The following is a 21,696-nucleotide window of genomic DNA, read 5'->3' on the forward strand; positions in this document are numbered from 1 at the left end:
CTAGCTGTTCATAGAAATTAAGAACTCTTCGTTAGTTTTTGTGTTCTTTATTTGTGCCTGAACAAACTCCATAGCTTCCTGTGCATTCATATCTGCAAGGTGGTTACGTAAGATCCAAACTCTTTGTAAGGTATCTCTGTCATGTAATAAGTCGTCTCTGCGTGTACTTGATGCGGTGATATCAATAGCAGGGAAAATACGTTTATTAGACAATTTACGGTCTAACTGTAATTCCATATTACCTGTTCCTTTGAATTCTTCGAAAATTACCTCGTCCATTTTAGATCCTGTATCTGTTAAAGCAGTTGCCAGAATAGTTAACGAGCCTCCTCTTTCAATATTACGTGCAGCACCGAAGAAACGTTTTGGTTTATGTAAAGCATTTGCGTCAACACCACCAGAGAGAATCTTACCGGATGCAGGAGCTGTAGTATTGTAAGCACGTGCAAGACGGGTAATCGAATCCAGCAGGATCACTACATCATGTCCGCATTCTACTAAGCGTTTTGCTTTTTCCAATACGATATTGGCAATTTTAACGTGACGTTCAGCAGGCTCATCAAATGTAGATGCAATAACTTCTGCACGTACGCTTCTTGCCATATCTGTTACCTCCTCAGGACGTTCATCGATCAATAAAATGATCAGGTAAACTTCCGGGTGGTTTTTAGCGATCGCATTGGCAACTTCTTTCAGCAGGTTTGTTTTACCAGTTTTAGGTTGTGCAACGATCAAACCACGCTGGCCTTTACCTATTGGGGTAAATAAATCAATGATACGGGTAGAATAGTTATTTGTTTCTGTGAAAAGATTTAATCTTTCTGTAGGGAAAAGCGGGGTAAGGTAGTCAAAAGGGACTCTGTCTCTTACATCTGCTGGTAAACGGCCATTGATAGTTTCAACCCTTACCAGCGGGAAATATTTCTCTCCTTCTTTTGGAGGACGGATACTTCCTTTTACAGTATCTCCGGTTTTTAAGCCGAAAAGTTTGATCTGTGATTGTGAAACATAAATATCATCGGGCGAAGAAAGGTAGTTGTAATCTGCCGATCTCAGGAAACCATATCCGTCCGGCATAATTTCCAATACACCTTCGTTAGTAATGGTATTGTCGAAATCCAGGTTTGAATAACTGTTCTCGTTTTGTTTCTGGTTGTTATTATTGTTGCCGTTATTGTTGTTTTTTTGTCTGTTGTCCTCTCTTACAGGTTTTGGCTTTTTAATTTCGTTGTGTCCTGTATTAGGCTGCTGAACAATTGGTCTTTCTTCAGTTTTAGGTGCCGGGGCAACGCTTTCTGACTGAACATTTGCATCTGCCGGCACTGTAGCTGCAACGGGTGACTGTGTTTGCTGCTCTTGTTCTGGTGCGTCAAATAAAGATGCTCTGTTAAAGTTAGTATTGTTATTTCCTGCTGGTGCGGGAGCCTGATCAGCTTCGTCCTTAGGAATGCGTGTCCTTTTTCTAAGTGGTTTTTCTGCAGTAGTGACTTTTGGGGCTTTTGACTTTGCCGCTGCTTTAACCGGAGCTGACCGGGCAGCATCATCATTGATTGCTGTTGCCGGAACATCAGCAGCAGGTGCTGCTTCAGGTTGCTGCTCACTAATTTGATGAATAACTTCAACCAATTCAGCTTTACGCAAATCATCAGCATTCAAGATCCCCTGAGATTTTGCTAACTCCCGCAATTCTGCAGTAAGTTTTTCATTTAATTCTGTTTTGTTAAACATTATGTGGGTGTAGAGAAATTTTTTATAAACGAATTTATCAATAGATCAAAGCAAAAAAAATGCAATTACGAATTTGAAAATAGAACAAATTATTGTGAGATTTTCTGGAATGATCAGATAAACTTTTGAGAATTATGCTGCAATTGTATGTAATTGTATTCTAATCTCCAAGGAAAATTTCAAATTGTTATAAATATTTTACTTAATATGTTTAAAACTCATGCTGAAATAGCTGTAGAAAATTTGGCATATTTGCGCATAATCTAAGCCCAAATGAATAAGAAGCAACTATTTGAACAAATTCAATCTAAAAAATCATTTTTATGTGTGGGACTCGATCCGGTATTGGAAAATCTTCCAAAACACCTGTTGAGTTTTGAAGATCCGATATTTGAGTTCAATAAACAAATTATTGATGCCACTAAAGATCTCTGTGTTGCTTATAAACCAAACACAGCATTCTATGAATCAAGAGGTTTGAAAGGTTGGGAGAGTTTACTGAAAACATGGGCACATATCCCCGAAGATATTTTTACCATAGCTGACGCGAAAAGAGGGGATATTGGAAATACTTCTGCCATGTATGCAGATGCCTTTTTTAATGAAGAAAAATCCGGGATGAGTTTCGATGCGATTACAGTTGCACCTTATATGGGAAAAGATTCTGTAGGGCCATTCTTAAAATATGAAGATAAATGGGTGATTTTACTGGCATTGACTTCCAATGAAAGCCACAGTGACTTCCAGTTATTTGAAAATAAAGAGGGCAAACTTTATGAAGAAGTTATCCGTGTATCTTCTAAATGGGGCAATAGTGATCAGCTGATGTATGTTGTTGGTGCAACAAGAGGTGCTGAATTTGCGAATATCCGCAGACTGGCCCCTGATAACTTTTTGCTGGTTCCTGGCGTTGGCGCACAGGGTGGAAGTTTGGCCGATGTCTGTGAATTTGGCTTAAATGACACTTGCGGGTTGCTGGTTAATTCATCAAGAGGGATTATCTATGCAGGTAAAGGTGAAGATTTTGCTGAAAAGGCAAGGGAAGAAGCGCTGAAATTGCAGCAGGAAATGCAGGTGATCCTGGAAAAATCCGGATTATTGGACGCTGTTTAATTTTATTGAACAATGTCTTCAGATAAAAGACGTTTTGTTCTGAAAAAAAATGTTTAAATTGCTATTGGCATTAAGGTAAACAAACATTCCCTTTTGGGGTATGATTATTGCGTTTAGTGCATTATTAAATAAAAAGCATGTTTCAGAGCATCGTTACCTACTTCGAGAAGCAAAGTTTTGGCGTCTGTACCTATATCGCAGACCGTTTTGACATGTCGATCAGTAAAATCAGGTTATTCTTTATCTATTCTTCTTTTCTGGCAGTGGGTTTTCCCATTGTATTTTATATTATGGCCGTACTTATTTTAGATGTCCGCCATTATATCAAACGGATCAGACAGCGGATTTGGGATTTATAAATTTATTGTTCTGTTACCAATCAGAATAACAGGGCTCATACAACTATATATTTTATATTTGTTGTTTATTAATACAGTTACGAAAAATGTCGTTAAGGGGAAACCAATTTAAGTCTAATTCATTCAAAAACGAATACGGGGAGAAGCCAGGTTCAAGAGCATCGTCCAAAGAGCCAAAAGCAAGATTTGAACGGATGCCCTCACTCAATTTTCAGGATGAAAGGGTTTTGAAAATTGCCGGCTTGTTTTTCCTGATTCTATCTATCTATTTCCTTGTAGCCTTCACTTCTTATCTGTTTACCTGGCAGGAAGATTACAGTTATGTCATTGATGCAAATGGTGGCTGGAGTAATCTTTTCAAAACTATGGAAGAACTGCAGCAGCACAATATTCCGGTTACTGTACAAAACTGGCTGGGTAAATTCGGCGCATTGTTATCGCATCAGTTTATCTATGAATGGTTTGGGGTAGCTTCCTTTTTATTCGTCTTCGTTTTCTTTGTCATCGGTTACCGCCTGTTGTTTAAGGTGAAGATATTCGCGCTGGAGAAAACTTTTGGCTATAGCTTGTTTTTCCTTCTTTTTACGTCTTTGACCTTCGGGTTTTTACATTCTTTTATCCTGGATTCTCCGCATTATCTGGAAGGTGAAATAGGTTACTGGACTAATAAATTATTGGTTGCACAGATTGGTGTTGCCGGAGTAGGGGGGCTGATTGCCTTTTTAGGGCTGACTATTTTAATCATTGCTTATAATATTGACTTCAAATTTCCTGAAAGGGTACGTCCTGTACAGGAAGAGGAAGAAACTATTGCAGAAACAGGTAATTCTTTTTCAGATCTTCATGTATCTCCCGAGAGAACGGCTCCTATAGAACGCCCTGCGCCTGTTGTACCTGTCCGGGAAAATATAGAACGTCCTGATCAGGTTGAATTTACTTTGAATGACAGACTGGCTTCTGAACGTAAAAAAGAGCAGCAGAATATCACACTTACACCAAGCCGTTTTGAAGAGACGGAAGCAGAACCAGAAATTGTGTTGCCTAAATCACCAATTGTAAATGTGATGAATGCACCGATCATTCTTTCTCCGGCCGTAGAACCGATTAAAGAATTGATTTTTGAAGAGCCTAAAGCCGAACCTCAACTGACCATTGAAAAAACTGAAGAGGAAAAGAAATCTGATGATCTGGTAGAGCAGTTTGGTAATTATGACCCTACACTTGATCTGTCAAGTTATGTTTATCCTCATTTAGAGTTATTGGAAAACTATGGATCGAATAAGATCTCTGTCAATGCAGATGAGCTAGAGGCGAACAAAAATAAGATTGTCGAGACGCTGAACCATTACAATATTGAGATCGATAAAATTAAAGCGACTATTGGTCCAACGGTAACATTGTATGAGATTATACCTGCTCCGGGTGTCAGGATTTCGAAAATCAAAAACCTGGAAGATGATATCGCCCTGAGTTTAGCGGCATTAGGTATCCGTATTATTGCGCCAATGCCAGGTAAGGGGACAATCGGTATTGAAGTTCCGAATATGCACCCTGAGATGGTTTCTATGAGAAGTATTCTGAATACGGAGAAGTTCCAGAAAACAGATATGGATCTGCCAATTGCATTGGGTAAGACTATTTCAAACGAAGTTTATATTGCCGATCTGTCTAAAATGCCCCATTTACTGGTTGCAGGGGCAACCGGACAAGGTAAATCTGTTGGTATTAATGCAATCCTGGTTTCTCTGCTTTATAAAAAGCATCCTTCACAGCTTAAGTTTGTACTGGTAGATCCAAAGAAAGTAGAGCTGACCTTATTTAATAAGATTGAAAGACATTTCCTGGCAAAACTTCCAGGAGAGGCTGATGCTATCATTACAGATACGAAAAAAGTAATCCATACTTTGAATTCTCTTTGTATTGAGATGGATCAGCGTTATGATCTGTTAAAAGATGCACAGGTCAGAAACCTGAAGGAGTACAATGATAAATTTATCAAAAGGAAATTAAATCCTAATAACTCGCACCGTTTCTTACCTTATATCGTACTGATTGTGGATGAGTTTGCAGATTTAATGATGACCGCTGGTAAAGAGGTAGAAACACCTATTGCCCGTCTGGCTCAGTTAGCACGTGCGGTTGGGATTCACCTTGTACTGGCTACACAGCGTCCTTCTGTAAATATTATTACGGGTACAATCAAGGCGAATTTCCCGGCCAGACTTGCTTTCAGGGTGTTGTCGAAAATTGACTCGAGAACTATCCTTGACAGTGGTGGTGCAGATCAGCTGATTGGTCGCGGGGATATGCTGTTATCTACAGGAAATGATCTGATCAGGCTACAGTGTGCGTTTGTGGATACACCTGAAGTTGATCGTATCTCTGAATTTATTGGAAATCAAAGAGGGTATGCTGAGGCTTATCAATTGCCTGAATACCTGGATGAGGCGGCAGAATCTGCCAAATCTGATTTTGATCCGAACGACCGTGATTCAATGTTTGAGGATGCAGCCAGATTAATCGTAATGCATCAGCAGGGTTCTACTTCTCTGATACAAAGGAAAATGAAGCTGGGTTACAACCGTGCAGGCAGAATTATCGATCAGCTGGAAGCTTTTGGTATAGTTGGCCCTTTTGAAGGAAGTAAGGCAAGGGAAGTATTAGTGCTCGATGAGCATGAATTGGAACAGTTATTGGAAGGCCTGAAGAAATAACACAAAGAGCAAATGAAGAAGATATTAGGAGCGTTACTGATTTTATCAGGAATAAGTTTTGGCAGTTATGCTCAGCAGGATGTTAAAGCAAAGGCTATTTTAGCCGAAGTCAGCAAGAAATACAGATCTTATGATATCGTAAAGGCAGAGTTTGCTTTTACGCTGGAGAGCCCTCAGAATAAGGCTAAAGAAACCCAGCAGGGCACTTTAATTGCAAAGGCTGCGGCTAATAAATATAAAGTGATCATGACTGATCAGGATATTATCAGTGATGGTAAAAGTCAGTGGACTTATCTTAAAAAGGATAAGGAAGTGCAGGTTTCTGCCGCAGATAATAGCGGTGATGCATTAAATCCTGCAAAGATCTTCACGCTGTATGAAAAGGGGTTTAAATATCTTTATACCGGTGAGCAAAAAGTAGGGGCAAAGGTTTATCAGCTGATAGATTTATCACCGGAAGATACGAAGAAGTCTTATTTTAAAATCAGATTGAGCATTGACAAAACTGCTAGACAGCTTGCCAGTGTTTTGATTTTTGATAAGAATGGGAATAAATATACTTATGTTATCAAATCATTTGCAGCGAATGCAAAAGTTCCTGAATCAACATTTGCCTTTGATGCGAGGAAATATCCTGGCGTTGAAGTGGTTGATTTAAGATAATTTATTTTAAAGATAATCTGGGGTTTAGACAGGCTGTCTAAACCCCTTTTTTTTGTTATTTTTGGTCAACATAGAATTTGTTTGACAGATTCTTATAAATCATCTGCTTTTGAAAATTACATTATTAGGTACTGGCACTTCCCAGGGAATTCCTGTGATTTGCTGTAATTGTGAAGTTTGCCGTTCTGAGGATCCAAGAGATAATCGTCTGAGGGTATCTGTATTGATAGAAACCGGGGATAAGACGATCGTAATAGACAGCGGACCTGATTTCAGGTACCAGATGTTACGTGCTGGCGTAAAGGATCTGGACGCTATTGTATATACGCATGAGCATAAGGACCATGTTGCCGGACTGGATGATATCCGTCCGTTTAATTATTTGCTGAAAAAGAACATTGATATTTATGCGACTGAAAGGGTTCAGGATGCGCTAAAAAGAGAGTTTTCCTATATTTTTGCAGAAAAGGTTTATCCTGGTATTCCGCAGATTGATGTTCATACTATTGACACAGATAATTTTTATATTGGTGAAACAGAGCTGATCCCTTTACCTATTATGCATTATAAGTTACCGATTCTGGGTTTCAGGATTAATGATTTTACGTATATTACTGATGCGAAAACTATTCCTCAGGAAACGGTTGATAAGATAAGAGGGACAAAAATATTGATCGTGAATGCTTTACAACGGGAAGATCATATTTCTCATTTTACGGTAGCAGAAGCCATTGCTTTTGCACAGGATATTGGTGCAGAGATGACTTATCTTACACATATCAGCCATAATATGGGGAAACATGAGGATGTAGAACGAAGTTTACCGGCTAATATCCGGCTGGGATATGATGGTTTGGTCCTGAATCTATAATTTAAAAAATATATGCTTGATTGTTGTGAATAAATATATATTTGCAGCTCAGAAAATACCCGGGTGGCGAAATTGGCAGACGCACCACCTTGAGGGGGTGGCGCTTGAAAAGGCGTGGCAGTTCGAATCTGCTTCCGGGTACTAATAACCGCTCTTAGATATTTCTAAGGCGGTTTTTTTTGCTTTATGAAAGTTTCTTCTCTACTACATGATCATGGTAATGTTTTGTGATGATCTTAGCTAACCGTTCTGGATGATTATAAATGAAAAAATGATCTCCGCTAAGTACCTCATGTTTAAAGTCAGATCTGGTATATTTTGACCAATTCGTAATTTTGTCTGCATGTTCTTCAGTATCTCCCATTAATGAATATATAGGTACATTAATTGTTGAATCCCTCTCTAGATTATTTTCTTCTGAAATCTCAAAATCTGCTTTTAAGATAGGCATGAAATAATCGAGTAATTCCTGATTCTCTAAGACCTCCGAAGGCAATCCTCCAAGTTTTTTTACTTCTTTAACAAAGTCTTTTTCATTTAACAGGTACCTTTTTTTATTCTCTGATATTTTAGGGCCTGCATTTCCTGTTACAATAATACCTATTGGACTTATATTATCCAATTCAAGCATTTTTGTCACTTTAAGCGCAAGATATGCTCCCATACTATGGCCATATATGAGAAATTGTTTTGAATTCAGTTTGCTTTTTACCTGCTTATATACATCCTTTGCCGCTGTATGAAAGTCTGTAATTAATATTTCCCCCGATCTTTTTCCTCTTCCGGGAAGCTCAATTGGTTCAATTGTGAATTCTTGTAGATAGGGGTTCATAAATTTAAAAGAATAACTATTTCCTCCTGCAAAATGAAACATAAATAACTGTGGCTTTGACATGCTTTATAAATTGGTTTGGGTTAATATTTTAAATTAAATAGGGCTGTGTTTAATCAGATGTTAAATTAAGCTAATTTAATAAATTAACAGATTATGTTCTGGAAAAGAAAAATATATCTGACTTAGCGTAATCTTATTCGTACAGAAGGAGATATCTTAAGAATATTCATATTGGTGCGGATGATGTTTTTGTGTTGTTTTTTATCACTTCACGTAATTATAGCTGTGGTTGCCGTAATAATATAATGTTGTAAATATTATTGAATTACTTTTCCCGTTCTAGACATCTAATTAATCAAAAACAATGGGAGCTAATAACGATTTATTCCTCGATATAGTTGAATTCAATGCTAAATCACAATTCGTTTCAGACGAACTTAATTCACTTATACTGGCACAAAAAGGAGAAGTATCAATGGAGTACATGACAAACTTATTGAAATGCCGTATTCTTGAACAGCAGATGAATGAGCTAAAAGGTTTATTGAATAAGCATACCAATAAGGATATCAGCATTTAGATTATGCTTTAATAAAAAAGAAGGAAGCTGATATGAAAGCTTCCTTCTTTTCTCTGGTATTACTACAATGAAGATTACAGCTTCTTTACAAAATCACTAATCTTCCAAAATGACTGCTTCTCTTTCCGTTGGCAGTACCTGTTGCTGCGAAAGCAGCACCATAAGGGGTAACTGTGCCATCAGCAGCCGTTCTATAACTTTGATATCCTACGAAATTACCGTCAGTTTGAAGTATCCACCAGCAGTTTGGATAGGCATTATTATTGTCTCCGTTTGCTCTCCATTTGACGTTACCCTGTGGATCTAAAATGCAAACAAATCCGTCATTTCTGAAAAATAATTTACCTCCTTCTATTACTGTACTGGATGCCCATAATACAGTATATGGGTTTTCTTTATACAAAACCATATTACCGTCTGACCCAAATACTAAAACGTATTCTCCATTTCTAGCTATTTCCTGACCTAATTTTGCAATAAATTCTACATTAGGCTTAATATATCTGGGATCATTCTCAGGAAATTTATTACCACCACCACCACCAGGTTCAGTTACTGGATCTGTCCAGTTAAAAATAGGATAGTAGGATCTATTTTCGTATGCTCTTAATGGAGTAGATGTTCCATTAAGAGCATATGTTAAGTTTACAGGCTGATTTTCATTCAGCAAACTATTGTCAATATGAGCTGTGAATTCTTTTTCGAGCCTTGTACTCGTGCTTCCGAAATCTTTAATGGTAACTCTTACTGGTTGATTTAATATATTAAGGGTCGTATTGTTTGCTGGTGTAGTTATACCAACTGTCATATCGAATGGTGAAAAATTACTTGTACCAGGAATATAACTCCTTACAAAAGTTACAGTGTATTTTATATCCGTGAACCCGCCGGTTTTAGTAACTTTTATTTTTCCACTATTTAAGTATTGTGCGGAAATAACAAAATTCTCTATAGAACCAACATGTTGAGCATTTGATTTTGAATAATCAAGCAGGATGGCTGCAATTATTAGCAGCGCTTTGATATATTTTATCATTTAATTTTGTGGATTATTGATTTTGTATATTTCTGTTAAATCTGAAAGACTGATCTGATCGGTTCCGAAAATGGAAAACTGTTCAGTTTTTTCATTATAAATCATATCACTTGGCTTTACCCTAACAAGTTTTGAATAGTAGCCGGTTAATTCTTCCATTTTGGGTTTTTGAACAATCTCTTCTTTTGGTTGGATTATTTCTTTTGCACAGCTGCTGGACAAACTGATAACTGCTAATAATAACAATTTTTTTGTTATTGTTTTTGTAATTGTTCTTATCATATATTTAAATTAATTTTTAAGTCAAATATATATAATAATATAATTTTTTATTGCACTTTATTGTTGTTTTTGTGAATTTAGTTGTTTTTTTATTAATTTATGATTTAAATATAGGCGCTTTGTTTCTTTTTGTCTGTTTTAGGGTAGTTTTCTTATAGGTTTCATTAATTGTTATTTATTTTATTAATGATTAATACGCTCAGTGTATGTTATTATAATAATAATATATGTTATTCTTCTTAACAATTTAATAACTTCAATGTAGATCCGTATTAAACTGAGAGATACATCTTTGTCGGAATTTTAGTGAATTAAATAAAACGATTTATGAGAAAAAACTACAAGGTAATTTTTATGGTCGCCCATTGTTTGCAGCAGAAATTTTCTCTTCTACTGTTATTCATGCTGACCATTTCAGTGTGTTCTTTTGCACAACAAAGTAAAATTATTAAGGGAAAGGTAACTGATGAAACTAACGGCGGTTTACCCGGTGTTACAGTAAGGGTTAAAGGTACTAAGGTTGCCACCTCCACTAATCAGAATGGTGATTTTTCCATACAGATCAGTAATCCGCAGGATATTCTTGTATTTAACATGCTGGGTACGATAACTAAAGAAGTCGCAGTTGGAAACAATTCAAGTTTAAACATCTCGCTGGTGACTGATAGTAAGTTGCTTAAAGATGTAGTTGTAATTGGTTATGGTACTTCAAGTAAAAAGGATTTAACCGGAGCAGTAACCTCGGTTAATGCGGAAGAATTTAATCAGGGTGTAATGACAAGCCCTGCTCAATTGCTGCAAGGTAAGGTTGCCGGATTAAATGTGACTAAAAGTGGTGACCCTAACGGCAAGCCGTCAACGATTTTAAGGGGACCTTCTACCTTGCGTGAAGGTGCTGCACAAGAGCCATTTTATGTGATTGATGGTGTACCAGGAGCATCAATTGACCTTTTGGCACCAGCAGATATAGAGAATATTGACATTTTAAAAGATGCCTCTTCTACAGCTATTTACGGTTCCAGGGCTGCAAATGGGGTAATCATTGTAACCACCAAAAGATCTAAAGGGGGACAATCCAGACTTTCTTATAGTGGCTATGGAGCAGTAGAAAGTGTATCTAAAAAATACGATATGCTTAGCGGACCAGAATTACGTCAGTATCTTAAAGATAATAAACAGACCTTAAACCCTATTGATGATGATGGATCGGATACCAACTGGCAAAAATTAATTGAAAGAACCGGTTTCTCGCAAAATCATAACTTGTCTTATGGTGGCTCAGGTCAATCTTCAGATTATGGTGCAAGTGTCAATTATTTTAATAACCAGGGGATTTTGAAAAATACTTCCTTGAAAAGAACTATTGCCAGAGCTTATATAAACCAGAAATTTTTTAATGACAGGTTGAAATTAGGAATGACTATAACGAATAGTGCTTCTACTGGTAACGATGTTTATCAGACGCAGGCACTTTCAAATATGTTATTTTATCTGCCTACAGTAAGTCCTTTTAATGCAAATGGTACCTATAAGGAAAACTACGACAGAACGGGTAGTGGAACCAGAAATCCACTTTCTATTATTGATAATAATAGTATTGTAAATGTAAATAATAAAACGCTGATCAATGGAATGGCACAGGTGGACATCTTATCAGGATTGAAATTCACTGCAAGCGTATCCACACAAAAAGATCAGACTAATGCAAGTACTTATTTAAATAGCCAGTCGGGACTTGCCAGAGGGGTAAATGGGCAGGCGATTAAGCTGGACATTCTAAATAAGACAGAAGTATTAGAAGGATATTTCAATTATGATAAAATGTTTGGTAAGCACAGTGTGAAGTTACTTGGAGGATATTCATGGCAGGAAGATCGTACGAATGATGGTTTTGGGGTGACTACTCAGGGTTTTTCAAATGATAACCTTGGAGCCAACAATATATTTTTATCTAATCCTTCATTACTTTCTCAGGTTCCATTCGCAAATCTGGCAATTTCAACTTTGAGGTTAATCTCTTTCTATGGAAGAGCGCAGTATAATTATGATCAGAAATACCTGTTTCAGGGGTCACTGAGAAAAGATGGTTCATCTGCCTTTGGTAGAAATAGCCGTTGGGGATTATTCCCTGCAGTATCTGCCGGATGGAGAATTACAGGAGAAGATTTTATGAAAAGTGTGCCTGCCATCAGTGATTTGAAATTGAGAGTAGGTTATGGTAAATCAGGAAATAGCCTGGGCTTTGATGCATTTTCTGCTTTATTAGTCTTTGGAACACCTGCAGGCAGCAGTAAATATCTGAACAATGGGGTAATTAGCAATGCCATTGGTCCGGTAAGAAACGAAAATCCGGATTTGAAGTGGGAAAGTACTTCAACAAGCAACTTTGGACTTGATTTTGGTTTATTTGGTAACAGGATTACAGGTTCAATTGATTACTATATCAAGAAAACATCAGACCTGATCTATACAGAATATGCGGTTTCTACCACGCAGTTTTTCTTACCTACAATTACAGCCAATGTAGGAAAGATCAAAAATACTGGTATTGAATTATCCTTAAATGCTTTGGTCGTTAAAACAAATGACTTTAGCTGGAACACTTCACCAAATATTGCCCATAATAAAAATGTCGTACAAACTTTGTCTGATGATTTCTATAAAATTTCTTATATCCAGACTGCACAATTGGGAGGTAAAGGACAATCAGGGAATTATAGCCAGATCATACAACCGGGTGAAGCTTTAGGGACTTTTAAACTTTGGAATTACGCTGGTAAAAATGACGCAGGTGTAAGTACTTATGTTAATGCAGCCGGACAAACAATTGCAACACAGCCTTTAACATCTGATGCTAAAATTGCTGGTAATGCACAACCAAAATATATCTATGGCTGGAGTAACAGTTTTACCTATAAAAAATTAGATTTCAGCTTCCTTGTACGCGGTGTTTTAGGTAATAAAATCTTAAATGCAACTGCAGCAGGGCTGAATACTCCTGCTGATGCTAAATTGCAGAATATCCCAAGATCTACTTTAGGCGAGTCTTTCAATGATGGAAATGCTTACCTGATTTCTGACAGATACCTGGAAAGCGGTTCTTATTTACGTTTGGATAATGCTACACTGGGTTATACTATCAAACCAAAAACACAATCTGTTAAAGCATTACGTCTGTATGTGACAGCAAATAATTTATTTGTAATTACTAAATACACAGGGCTGGATCCAGAGATCAGTATTGGAGGTTTAACACCGGGTATTGATAACAACAATTTTTATCCTAAAACCCGCACGTTCAGTCTTGGTATTAACGCATCATTTTAAGCTGTCATTCTATAATTCAACGAAATGAAAAATATATTTTTATTAACGGCGGCATGTGCTGCAATGTTAACCATCACATCCTGTACAAAACTGGATGTTAAGGTGGAATCGCAATACGTAAAAGACAATTTTCCTACAACTGATGCAGATTATGCTGCATTATATGGTACCATGTACTCTAATCTTTCTTCGCAATTCGGGGTTCCTTACTTCAGGATGCAGGAGATGTCTACTGATGCAGCAATCCTGCCGGCCAGAGATGGGAATTTTGACGATGGCGGACAATACCGACAATTACATTATCATACCTGGACATTCGATCACCCTAATGTGAAAACTGTCTGGGAGTGGGGATTTGGCGGTATCAACAATTGTAACCGTTTGATTTCAGTAACTAATGGGTCTTCAGTTTCTGATGCGAGGAAAGCAAGTGGAATTACTGAGATCAAGACGATGCGCGCATTGTATTACTTTATGATGATGGATCTTTATGGTAATATACCAATCATCGATAAGTTTCCGGTAGAAGCAGGTACTTTACCTGGTACAACCAGCAGAGATAAAGTATTTGAATTTATTGAAAAAGAATTGTTGGCGGTTATTCCTAATTTACCACAAAAATCCGGAGCGAATCAAACATTATTATATGGTAAACCAACCCGTGGAATGGCTTTCGCCCTGCTGGCTAAAATGTATTTGAATGCTCAGGTATATACTGGTAAGCCGAGATATACAGAGGCGGTAGCTATGGCTGATAGTGTGATGAAGAATACAACCTATCAGCTGGATGCTAAGTATTCAGATATATTTGACGTAAATAACGGACCTCAGATTAAAGAGACCATATTCGCTGTCCCTTATGATCAGCAGATACCAGGTAATCAAATGACCAGATTTGGATTCTATCCTGCACTTGCAGCTGCTTATGGGATTCCGGGAGTTGGTTTTAGTATTTCAATGAGTACAACCCCTGAATATTATAATAGGTTTACTGATGATAATGATATCAGGAAATCTTTCTGGCTGGTTGGTCCGCAATTTGCACCTGATGCAAATAGAAAACCTGATAAGACAAAGCCGGTTTTTATAGCAGGTACAACCAATCAAATCGTAATTACGCCAGACCTTATTCTTAAACCGGGTAAGCCAATGGATGTCGGCAATACTGTTGCTGACCAGGCAAAAGGTATCCGTTCAGTCAAATATTGGCCGGATGTAAACGCTATACAAGCTACACGCTTAAATGGTAATGATATGCCTCTTTTACGTTTGGCAGACGTAATGCTGATGAAAGCAGAAGCTATTTTACGTGGTGCTGCTCCAACAGCTGTCAATGGAGAAATGCAAACGCCGCTTATTTTAGTGAATAAAATCCGTGCAAGGGCAGGTGCAGACGCAGCAACCGTTGTTGATTTAGATATTTTGCTGGACGAAAGAGCAAAGGAATTAAGTTGGGAAGCCTGGAGAAGAAACGATCTGATCCGTTATGGTTTATTTGAAAAGGAATATCCTTTGCAAAATGATGTGTTATCAATGAATAAAGATGCGAACAGAAGGATCTATCCGATTCCGGCTACAGAGTTGCAGTTAAACTCAAACTTAAGACAAAACCCAGGTTATTAATTTTCTTTAAACAGCCGGCTAATGCCGGCTGTTTTTATTTTCACACTTATGATAAAGACAGTTTCCAGCGCATTGTTATTGTTCATCTTTCCACTATCGCTACTAAAAAACGGGGATGATTTACCAATCAATAAAATTCAGGTTATAGGTTCACACAATAGTTATAAGAAAGCCATTGATTCTCATCTTTTTGAAAAGATCAAACAAAAAGATTCTGTATCGGCCAGTAAAATAGACTATGAGCATATCAGTGTGACGGCGCAGCTTGATATGGGCTTAAGAAATCTTGAGATTGATGTCTATGCTGATTCAAAAGGAGGCAAATATGCACATCCCAGGGGGCTGGACTGGGTAAAAGATCAGGCTCCTTATGATGTGAACAAAGAAATGGAGGCGCCTGGTTTTAAGGTTTTTCATATACAGGACCTGGATTTCAGAAGTGATTTTCTGACCTTGAAAGGCGGTCTGGAGAAATTGAAACAATGGTCAGATGCTCATCCTGATCATACACCAATATTCATCACCTTAGAGGCTAAAGACGATAAAATGAAAGGTGAAGGTTATAGTGACCCTGAACCATTCAATGCAGAATTATTCAACCAGCTTGACCAGGCATTATTAGCAGGTCTTGGTAAGAATAAAATCATCACACCCGATCAGGTCAGGGGAAATTATAAAACATTAGCAGCAGCAGTTTCCAGGGATAACTGGCCAACGCTGAAACAGGCCAGGGGTAAATTCCTGTTTATTCTTGATCAGAAAGGAGAGAAGATGGAGCTTTATATTAAAGGGCACCCTTCGCTTAAAGGAAGAGTTTTATTTGCTAATGCAGAAGCTGGAAGGCCCGAAGCTGGAATGATGATTATCAATAATGCTAAAGACCCGCTGATACCTCAGCTGATTAAAAAAGGATATATTATCCGTACAAGGGCAGACTCTGATACACAAGAAGCAAGGAACAATGACCGCTCCAATTTTGATGCAGCATGTGCTTCCGGTGCGCAGATTATTACTACTGATTATTACCTGAAGAGTACCCATTTTAAATCTGAGTATGCTATAAGCTTTGAAAATGGGAAGTATTTCAGGCTTAATCCGTTTTTCAAATCATATTGATGTTACTCTTTTCTAGTGTTTTATCTTCGTCTTAACAATTTGATTACATTGGGACTTTAAAGATTTTACGGAAAATTTATTTAATATTGACCGGGATCTTCCATCAAACATAGGGGGCAGGTCTGATTATGAGCTCTTATATAACTTTATCTGATAACGATCTGGTTGCTTTTCTAAAGGAGGGTGACAAGGCTGCTTTTACCGAAATATACAATCGTTACAAGGGGTTATTATATATCCATGCCTATAACCGGCTAAGAAATCAGCAGGAGGCAGATGATGTAGTCCACGAGTTATTTACATCGTTGTGGACTAAAAGGGATAATCTGGTTTTAAAGACGCATCTCTCCGGTTATCTTTATCAGTCTGTCAGAAACCGGATATTAGACATTATTTCTCACCAAAGGGTTGAATCCGATTATATCGTTTCGCTTCAGCATTTTATCGATCAGAGTGAGGCAATTACAGATCATCTGGTCAGAGAAAATGAGCTAACGGCTCTGATTGAAAAAGAGATTAGTGCGCTGACTCCTAAAATGAGAGAAGTTTTTGAACTCAGCAGGAAAGCTAATCTCTCTCATCGTGAAATTGCACAAAAATTAGAGCTGTCCGAAATGACAGTTAAAAAACATGTGAACAATGCACTGAAAATTCTCAGGACCAGACTTGGGCTGGTGGTATATCTGCTGTATATCAGTTATTATTAAATTATTTTCATTTTCTTCTACGCCCAGGCCAGGCGTTAACCGTCTATAGTGGTAATAAGCGGTGAAGCCAATGGATGCGAAAGAATTACTAGAGAAATATAAGTCAGGAAATTGCACACCTGCTGAAAAAGCAATTGTAGAAACATGGTATCTGAAATTTGAACAGCAGAAACCACAGGCTTTATCCGATACTGAATTGGAAGATGCAGCTGACAGGATCTGGAAAAAGCTGCCTATTCATCAGGAAACTTCCATCAAACGTAAATTATGGCCACAGATTGGGGTTGCTGCGGCAATTCTTCTTACAGTTTCTATTGGGCTGTACTTTTTTAAGGGTACAGGTTTTAATCGGCAGCCACATTCCCCAGCCCATATCGCTCAAAGAGAAACCCCGCAGATTTTGCCTGGTGGCAATAAGGCTACACTGACGCTGGCAGATGGCAAAAAAATCACTTTAGATGAAGCTGTTAACGGCCCGCTTGCAGAAGAGGCTGGTATTATTATTACAAAAACCAAAGACGGCCAATTGGTTTATACTGTTTCTGCCAGGAATAACAAACTGGCCGATGGACAAGCTGCCATGAACCTGATTTCCACTCCTAAGGGAGGGCAGTATCAGGTAAACCTGCCCGATGGAACAAAAGTCTGGTTGAATGCAGCTTCGTCTTTGCGTTACCCTGCTGTATTTACGGGTGCAGAACGCAGCGTGATCTTAACCGGAGAAGCTTATTTTGAAGTAGCGAAAGATCCGGTAAAGCCATTCAAAGTATCCGCGGCATTACAGACTGTAGAAGTATTAGGTACGCATTTCAACATCAACTCATATCAGGACGAACCTGCAGTGAAAACTACCTTATTAGAAGGGGCAGTTAAAGTCAATGCACAATCGGCCGGTGATGTCTTTTTAAAACCAGGACAGCAAGCTGTTTTACTGGGAAATCATCTGAATGTGAACCTTGCCAGTACAGAAGAGGCTGTTGCCTGGAAAAATGGGATGTTCCGTTTTAAAGATGCTGATTTGCAAACGGTCATGAGGTCAGTTGCCAGGTGGTATGATGTCGAAGTCAATTATGAGGGCAATCTGCCTGTAAGACAATTTTCAGGAGAAATCCACCGGAATATAAACCTTTCAGAAGTACTGGATATCCTTAGTTTTTTTAAAGTGCATTTCAGGATTGAAGGAAAAAAAATCACAGTAACCAAATAGTTGCTGTAAAGGACTAAACCAACAGATAAATAACCAAAACCCAATTAATTAACCAGTTAAAGGATTATGAAAAGAAAATTACGAAAGTATTGAATCTGTAGGGTAGTCAAATAAAGAACCGCAGAAGTGTTGGAGCACAACTGCGGAATATCTGAGCTAACCCTTCCCGGCAAAGACCCGGGATAAAACAATTTTGAGAACTATTTACTGTATTAACCCAAACACCACAAAAGTATGAATTTTAATGCTATTACCACAGCTATGTCCAAGACATGGCTTCCCCCTAAATTACTGCTTATTATGAAATTGACCACCATCTTGTTGTTTCTGGCATTCATGCAAGCCAGTGCAAAAGGATATAGCCAAATCAGTCTGAAGGAAAAAAATGTTCCTTTGGAGAGGATATTAACGTCTATTAAAAAACAAACGGGTTATGTATTTTTCTATGATGCACATGATATCAGTGGGATCAGAATGTCTATCGATGTCCAGACTGCATCTATAGAAACCGTATTAAATGAATGTACAAAGGTTTTGCCTTTAACTTTTAAGATCGTTGGAAATAATGTACTGCTTAGAAGAAAAGACCTGACTGTAGGTTATGCCGAAAATCAGTACAAGGTTACTGTTTTGAAAGGAAAAGTCCTGGATGAAGCGGGGATGCCTTTACCGGGTGTTAGTATTATACTGAGTGGAGACAATTTCAAACAAAGCACCCAAACCAACGGAGATGGGGAATATGTATTTAATGTCTTAAACCCAGGGAAATATGTATTGACAGCAAGTTTTATAGGTTATGAAAAATACCTGTCAACTGTTGAGCTTAAAAAAGATGATATCACTAAAAACATCACCTTAACACCTTCTAATGAAGATTTAAGCGAGGTCATGGTCGTTGCTTACGGTACACAAACCAAGGCCTCTTTTACAGGATCAGCTAAAACATTAAAGTCTGATTTAATTAATGGAAGCCCCAGAACAAGTATTCAGGAAACTTTACAGGGAAATGTTCCCGGACTGGTTTCTTCAAACGGATCGGGGCAGCCCGGTGCCGTACCTAATGTCAGAATTCGTGGTATCGGATCTGTGAATGCAGGCAGCGGCCCTCTTTATGTAGTAGATGGAATTCCATTAGAAGCAGGCCTGATTAACAGTCTGAACAGTTTCGATGTAGAATCTGTGACTGTTTTAAAAGATGCATCGGCAGCTTCGATTTATGGATCAAGGGCAGCAAACGGAGTCATTCTGATTACGACAAAAACTGGTGCAGCTGGTAAAACGGTTATTAATGCTTCAGTACAGTTTGGAGCGAATAATGTAACCACAATTAAGGGGCATAAATCTTTAAATACCCAGGAAATGCTCGAACTTTTAAAAGAGGGCTGGGTAAATAAAGGAAATGATGCAGCACTTTTTGAGAAAGCGTTGGTTGATAATGCTGTTGACCCTAATGTAAATACCGATTGGTTTGACCTGCTTACCCGTACAGGGACTTATAATCAATACGACCTTTCTGCAAGCGGTGGAACAGAAAAAACGAAGTTTTATGTTTCCGGAAGTCATTATGTAGCAAAAGCACCTCTTTTGGGAAGTGAATTTTCAAGAAGTACGGCAAATTTAAAATTAACTAACCAGGCTACAGAAAAACTTTCTTTTACAGGTGGTCTTCAAATTAACTATCGCAAAAACCAGAGCCAGGCAGATGGTGGTACATTTGGAAATCCAGTGCGGATGTATTCAATCTATCAGCCCTGGTTAAAGGCATATAATGACGATGGTACTTATGATTTTAGCTATTTTAACAGGTATAACCCTATTGCTCAGGTAAAAGAAAGTTACCGTAAAAATAACTCTTATGGAATGCTGGGTAATTTCCTGGTTAAATATCAGTTGTTGCCTTCATTATCTATTGAAAATCAGTCCAACATCAATTTTGTCTATGATGAAACAAACGATTATAATAAATCGGGTGTAGGTACTTCACGTACCGATGGCGGAAGAGCTACTGCTTCTACCGACCGTTCCTCGAACTGGGTAAACACGACGATTTTACGTTTCAATAAAACAATTGGTGATTTTGGTCTTAAAACTTATGCAGGTTATGAGGCTCAAAAAGTAAATGAAGCAGGTAATAGTGTAACCAAACGTAATTTCTTACCGAATACTTATACACTCGACAATGCCTCTATATTAGTTAACGGAGGTTCCAGTGAAACTGCAAACGCACTTAATTCTGCATTTTTCAATGCTTCATTTGATTATAAATCAAAATACTTTTTAAGTGCTTCCCTTCGCCGCGATGGTTCTTCAAGATTTGGTGCTGAAAATATATACGGTAATTTCTGGTCTGTTGGTGGTTCATGGAATATTACCAGGGAACGCTTTATGGAAGGACAGGATGTGATTTCAGACCTTCGTTTGCGCAGTAGTTACGGTGTAAACGGAAATCAGGACATCGGTAATTTTGTTTCCAAAGCACTTTATAAAAGTGCGGACTATGATAATGCACCAGGATTGGAATTCTCCAATTATGGTAATAACCTGCTTACCTGGGAGAAAAACAAACCATTTAATATTGGACTGGACTTTGGTATCCTTAAAAACAGATTGACAGGAACAGTGGAATACTATACACGTGCTACATCAGACCTCCTGTTAAGCAAGCCTATTTCTGCTACAAACGGTTTAACAAGTTATACCGATAATATTGGAGCAATGAAAAACAGCGGTTTAGAGCTGGAATTAAACAGTATAAACTTTAAGTCTGAAGGCAACGGCTTTGGCTGGACTACGAACTTCAATATTTCTACCATGAACAATAAGATTACGGCATTAAACAGCCCTATTGTCTCTGGCGGATATAACCGTTTTGTAGGTGGTGACTTTTATCAGTTATATATGGTTGGTTATGCAGGTGTAGATCCTCAGAACGGAGAAGCTTTATGGTATACTGATGAAAGTAAATCTCAAACTACAAATAACTATGGTTCAGCAAAACAATTTAACCAGGGGAGTGCCTTACCAAAAGTTTTTGGTGGATTAACTAACACTTTCACTTATAAAGGGTTCTCTTTGAGCTTCATGTTATACTTTAACTTCGGAAACAAAGTTTATGATAATTATGGGGCGACAAGCTTCTCGGATGGTTCAGGAGGTTTTACGCCTACTACCAGGATGACGCGTTATACCTATGATAACAGATGGCGTAATCCTGGAGATATCACTGATCAGCCAAAGATTGTATTTACAGGTACACAATCGGGGCCTTCGAGCCAGAGTTCTTCCCGTTTCCTTTATAACGGAGATTATATCCGTCTGCGTGATGTTTCCCTGGGATACCAGTTACCTTCAAAATGGATTAAATACGCTAATATTTCCAGTGCTAAAATCTATTTCAGAGCCAGTAATCTATTTACTTACATCAAAGATAAACGCATTAGTTTTGACCCTGAAGTGGGTATAGATGGATTTGCAGACAAAAACGTTCCTATTTATAAAACTGCTCTTTTGGGCCTTGATCTTAAATTTTAATACC

At 38.0% G+C, this 21,696-nt stretch carries 16 protein-coding genes and 1 tRNA gene; 13 read left to right on the top strand and 4 right to left on the bottom strand.

The genetic code is table 11. The annotated features are described in order from the left end of the window. Positions 1-1,728, bottom strand: coding sequence for a transcription termination factor Rho (gene rho, locus HDE68_RS16355; protein ID WP_183883302.1), 1,728 nt, complete (start codon positions 1,726-1,728; stop codon positions 1-3). A gap of 273 nt (positions 1,729-2,001) precedes the next feature. Here rho and pyrF point away from each other — a divergent pair, with 273 nt between their 5' ends. From pyrF to HDE68_RS16385, 6 genes are all read left to right on the top strand, one after another. Continuing rightward, positions 2,002-2,841 carry an orotidine-5'-phosphate decarboxylase gene (gene pyrF / locus HDE68_RS16360; RefSeq protein WP_183883303.1) on the top strand — a complete coding sequence of 280 codons (840 nt, stop codon included), beginning with the start codon at positions 2,002-2,004 and terminating at the stop codon, positions 2,839-2,841. Between the two features lie 137 nt (positions 2,842-2,978). Then, on the top strand, positions 2,979-3,200 hold the full coding sequence (locus HDE68_RS16365; RefSeq protein ID WP_111635784.1) for a PspC domain-containing protein: 222 nt from the start codon (positions 2,979-2,981) through the stop codon (positions 3,198-3,200). 86 nt (positions 3,201-3,286) lie between these two features. Then, complete coding sequence (locus tag HDE68_RS16370) at positions 3,287-5,914, top strand: FtsK/SpoIIIE family DNA translocase (RefSeq protein WP_183883304.1); 2,628 nt, start codon at positions 3,287-3,289, stop codon at positions 5,912-5,914. Between the two features lie 12 nt (positions 5,915-5,926). Next, positions 5,927-6,577 (top strand): LolA family protein, encoded by a 651-nt coding sequence (locus tag HDE68_RS16375; protein WP_183883305.1) that lies wholly within the window; start codon positions 5,927-5,929, stop codon positions 6,575-6,577. 109 nt (positions 6,578-6,686) lie between these two features. Next, the gene (locus HDE68_RS16380; RefSeq protein ID WP_183883306.1) at positions 6,687-7,448 is read left to right on the top strand and encodes an MBL fold metallo-hydrolase; all 762 of its coding nucleotides are present in this window, start codon (positions 6,687-6,689) and stop codon (positions 7,446-7,448) included. 57 nt (positions 7,449-7,505) lie between these two features. Beyond that, positions 7,506-7,589, top strand: a tRNA-Leu gene (locus HDE68_RS16385). Between the two features lie 43 nt (positions 7,590-7,632). On the opposite strand, the gene HDE68_RS16390 is transcribed toward HDE68_RS16385, so the two are convergent. Next, positions 7,633-8,343, bottom strand: coding sequence for a thioesterase II family protein (locus HDE68_RS16390; protein ID WP_183883307.1), 711 nt, complete (start codon positions 8,341-8,343; stop codon positions 7,633-7,635). A gap of 304 nt (positions 8,344-8,647) precedes the next feature. Between HDE68_RS16390 and HDE68_RS16395 the strand changes: the two genes are divergently transcribed. Further along, a complete protein-coding gene (locus tag HDE68_RS16395; protein WP_183883308.1) occupies positions 8,648-8,863 on the top strand; it encodes a hypothetical protein in 216 nt (71 codons plus the stop codon). 85 nt (positions 8,864-8,948) lie between these two features. Here HDE68_RS16395 and HDE68_RS16400 read toward each other — a convergent pair whose 3' ends face one another. Further along, positions 8,949-9,899, bottom strand: a complete 951-nt coding sequence (locus HDE68_RS16400) for a hypothetical protein (protein ID WP_183883309.1) — start codon at positions 9,897-9,899, stop codon at positions 8,949-8,951. Next, positions 9,900-10,181 carry a hypothetical protein gene (locus HDE68_RS16405; protein ID WP_183883310.1) on the bottom strand — a complete coding sequence of 94 codons (282 nt, stop codon included), beginning with the start codon at positions 10,179-10,181 and terminating at the stop codon, positions 9,900-9,902. 327 nt (positions 10,182-10,508) lie between these two features. Between HDE68_RS16405 and HDE68_RS16410 the strand changes: the two genes are divergently transcribed. The 6 genes from HDE68_RS16410 (at position 10,509) to HDE68_RS16435 (ending at position 21,692) form a co-directional block, all read left to right on the top strand. Continuing rightward, positions 10,509-13,508, top strand: coding sequence for a SusC/RagA family TonB-linked outer membrane protein (locus tag HDE68_RS16410; protein WP_183883311.1), 3,000 nt, complete (start codon positions 10,509-10,511; stop codon positions 13,506-13,508). A gap of 24 nt (positions 13,509-13,532) precedes the next feature. Beyond that, the gene (locus HDE68_RS16415) at positions 13,533-15,131 is read left to right on the top strand and encodes a RagB/SusD family nutrient uptake outer membrane protein (RefSeq protein ID WP_183883312.1); all 1,599 of its coding nucleotides are present in this window, start codon (positions 13,533-13,535) and stop codon (positions 15,129-15,131) included. Positions 15,132-15,179: 48 nt separating this feature from the next. Further along, the gene (locus tag HDE68_RS16420; protein ID WP_183883313.1) at positions 15,180-16,247 is read left to right on the top strand and encodes a phosphatidylinositol-specific phospholipase C1-like protein; all 1,068 of its coding nucleotides are present in this window, start codon (positions 15,180-15,182) and stop codon (positions 16,245-16,247) included. Between the two features lie 128 nt (positions 16,248-16,375). After that, positions 16,376-16,954, top strand: a complete 579-nt coding sequence (locus HDE68_RS16425) for an RNA polymerase sigma factor (RefSeq protein WP_183883314.1) — start codon at positions 16,376-16,378, stop codon at positions 16,952-16,954. A 70-nt stretch (positions 16,955-17,024) separates the two neighbouring features. Next, positions 17,025-18,161 (top strand): FecR family protein, encoded by a 1,137-nt coding sequence (locus tag HDE68_RS16430; protein ID WP_183883315.1) that lies wholly within the window; start codon positions 17,025-17,027, stop codon positions 18,159-18,161. A gap of 300 nt (positions 18,162-18,461) precedes the next feature. Next, positions 18,462-21,692: a SusC/RagA family TonB-linked outer membrane protein gene (locus HDE68_RS16435; RefSeq protein WP_183883316.1), complete on the top strand. Its 3,231-nt coding sequence runs from the start codon at positions 18,462-18,464 to the stop codon at positions 21,690-21,692. Positions 21,693-21,696 lie beyond the last annotated feature (4 nt).

The organism is Pedobacter cryoconitis (assembly GCF_014200605.1).
Classification (GTDB): domain Bacteria; phylum Bacteroidota; class Bacteroidia; order Sphingobacteriales; family Sphingobacteriaceae; genus Pedobacter; species Pedobacter cryoconitis_B.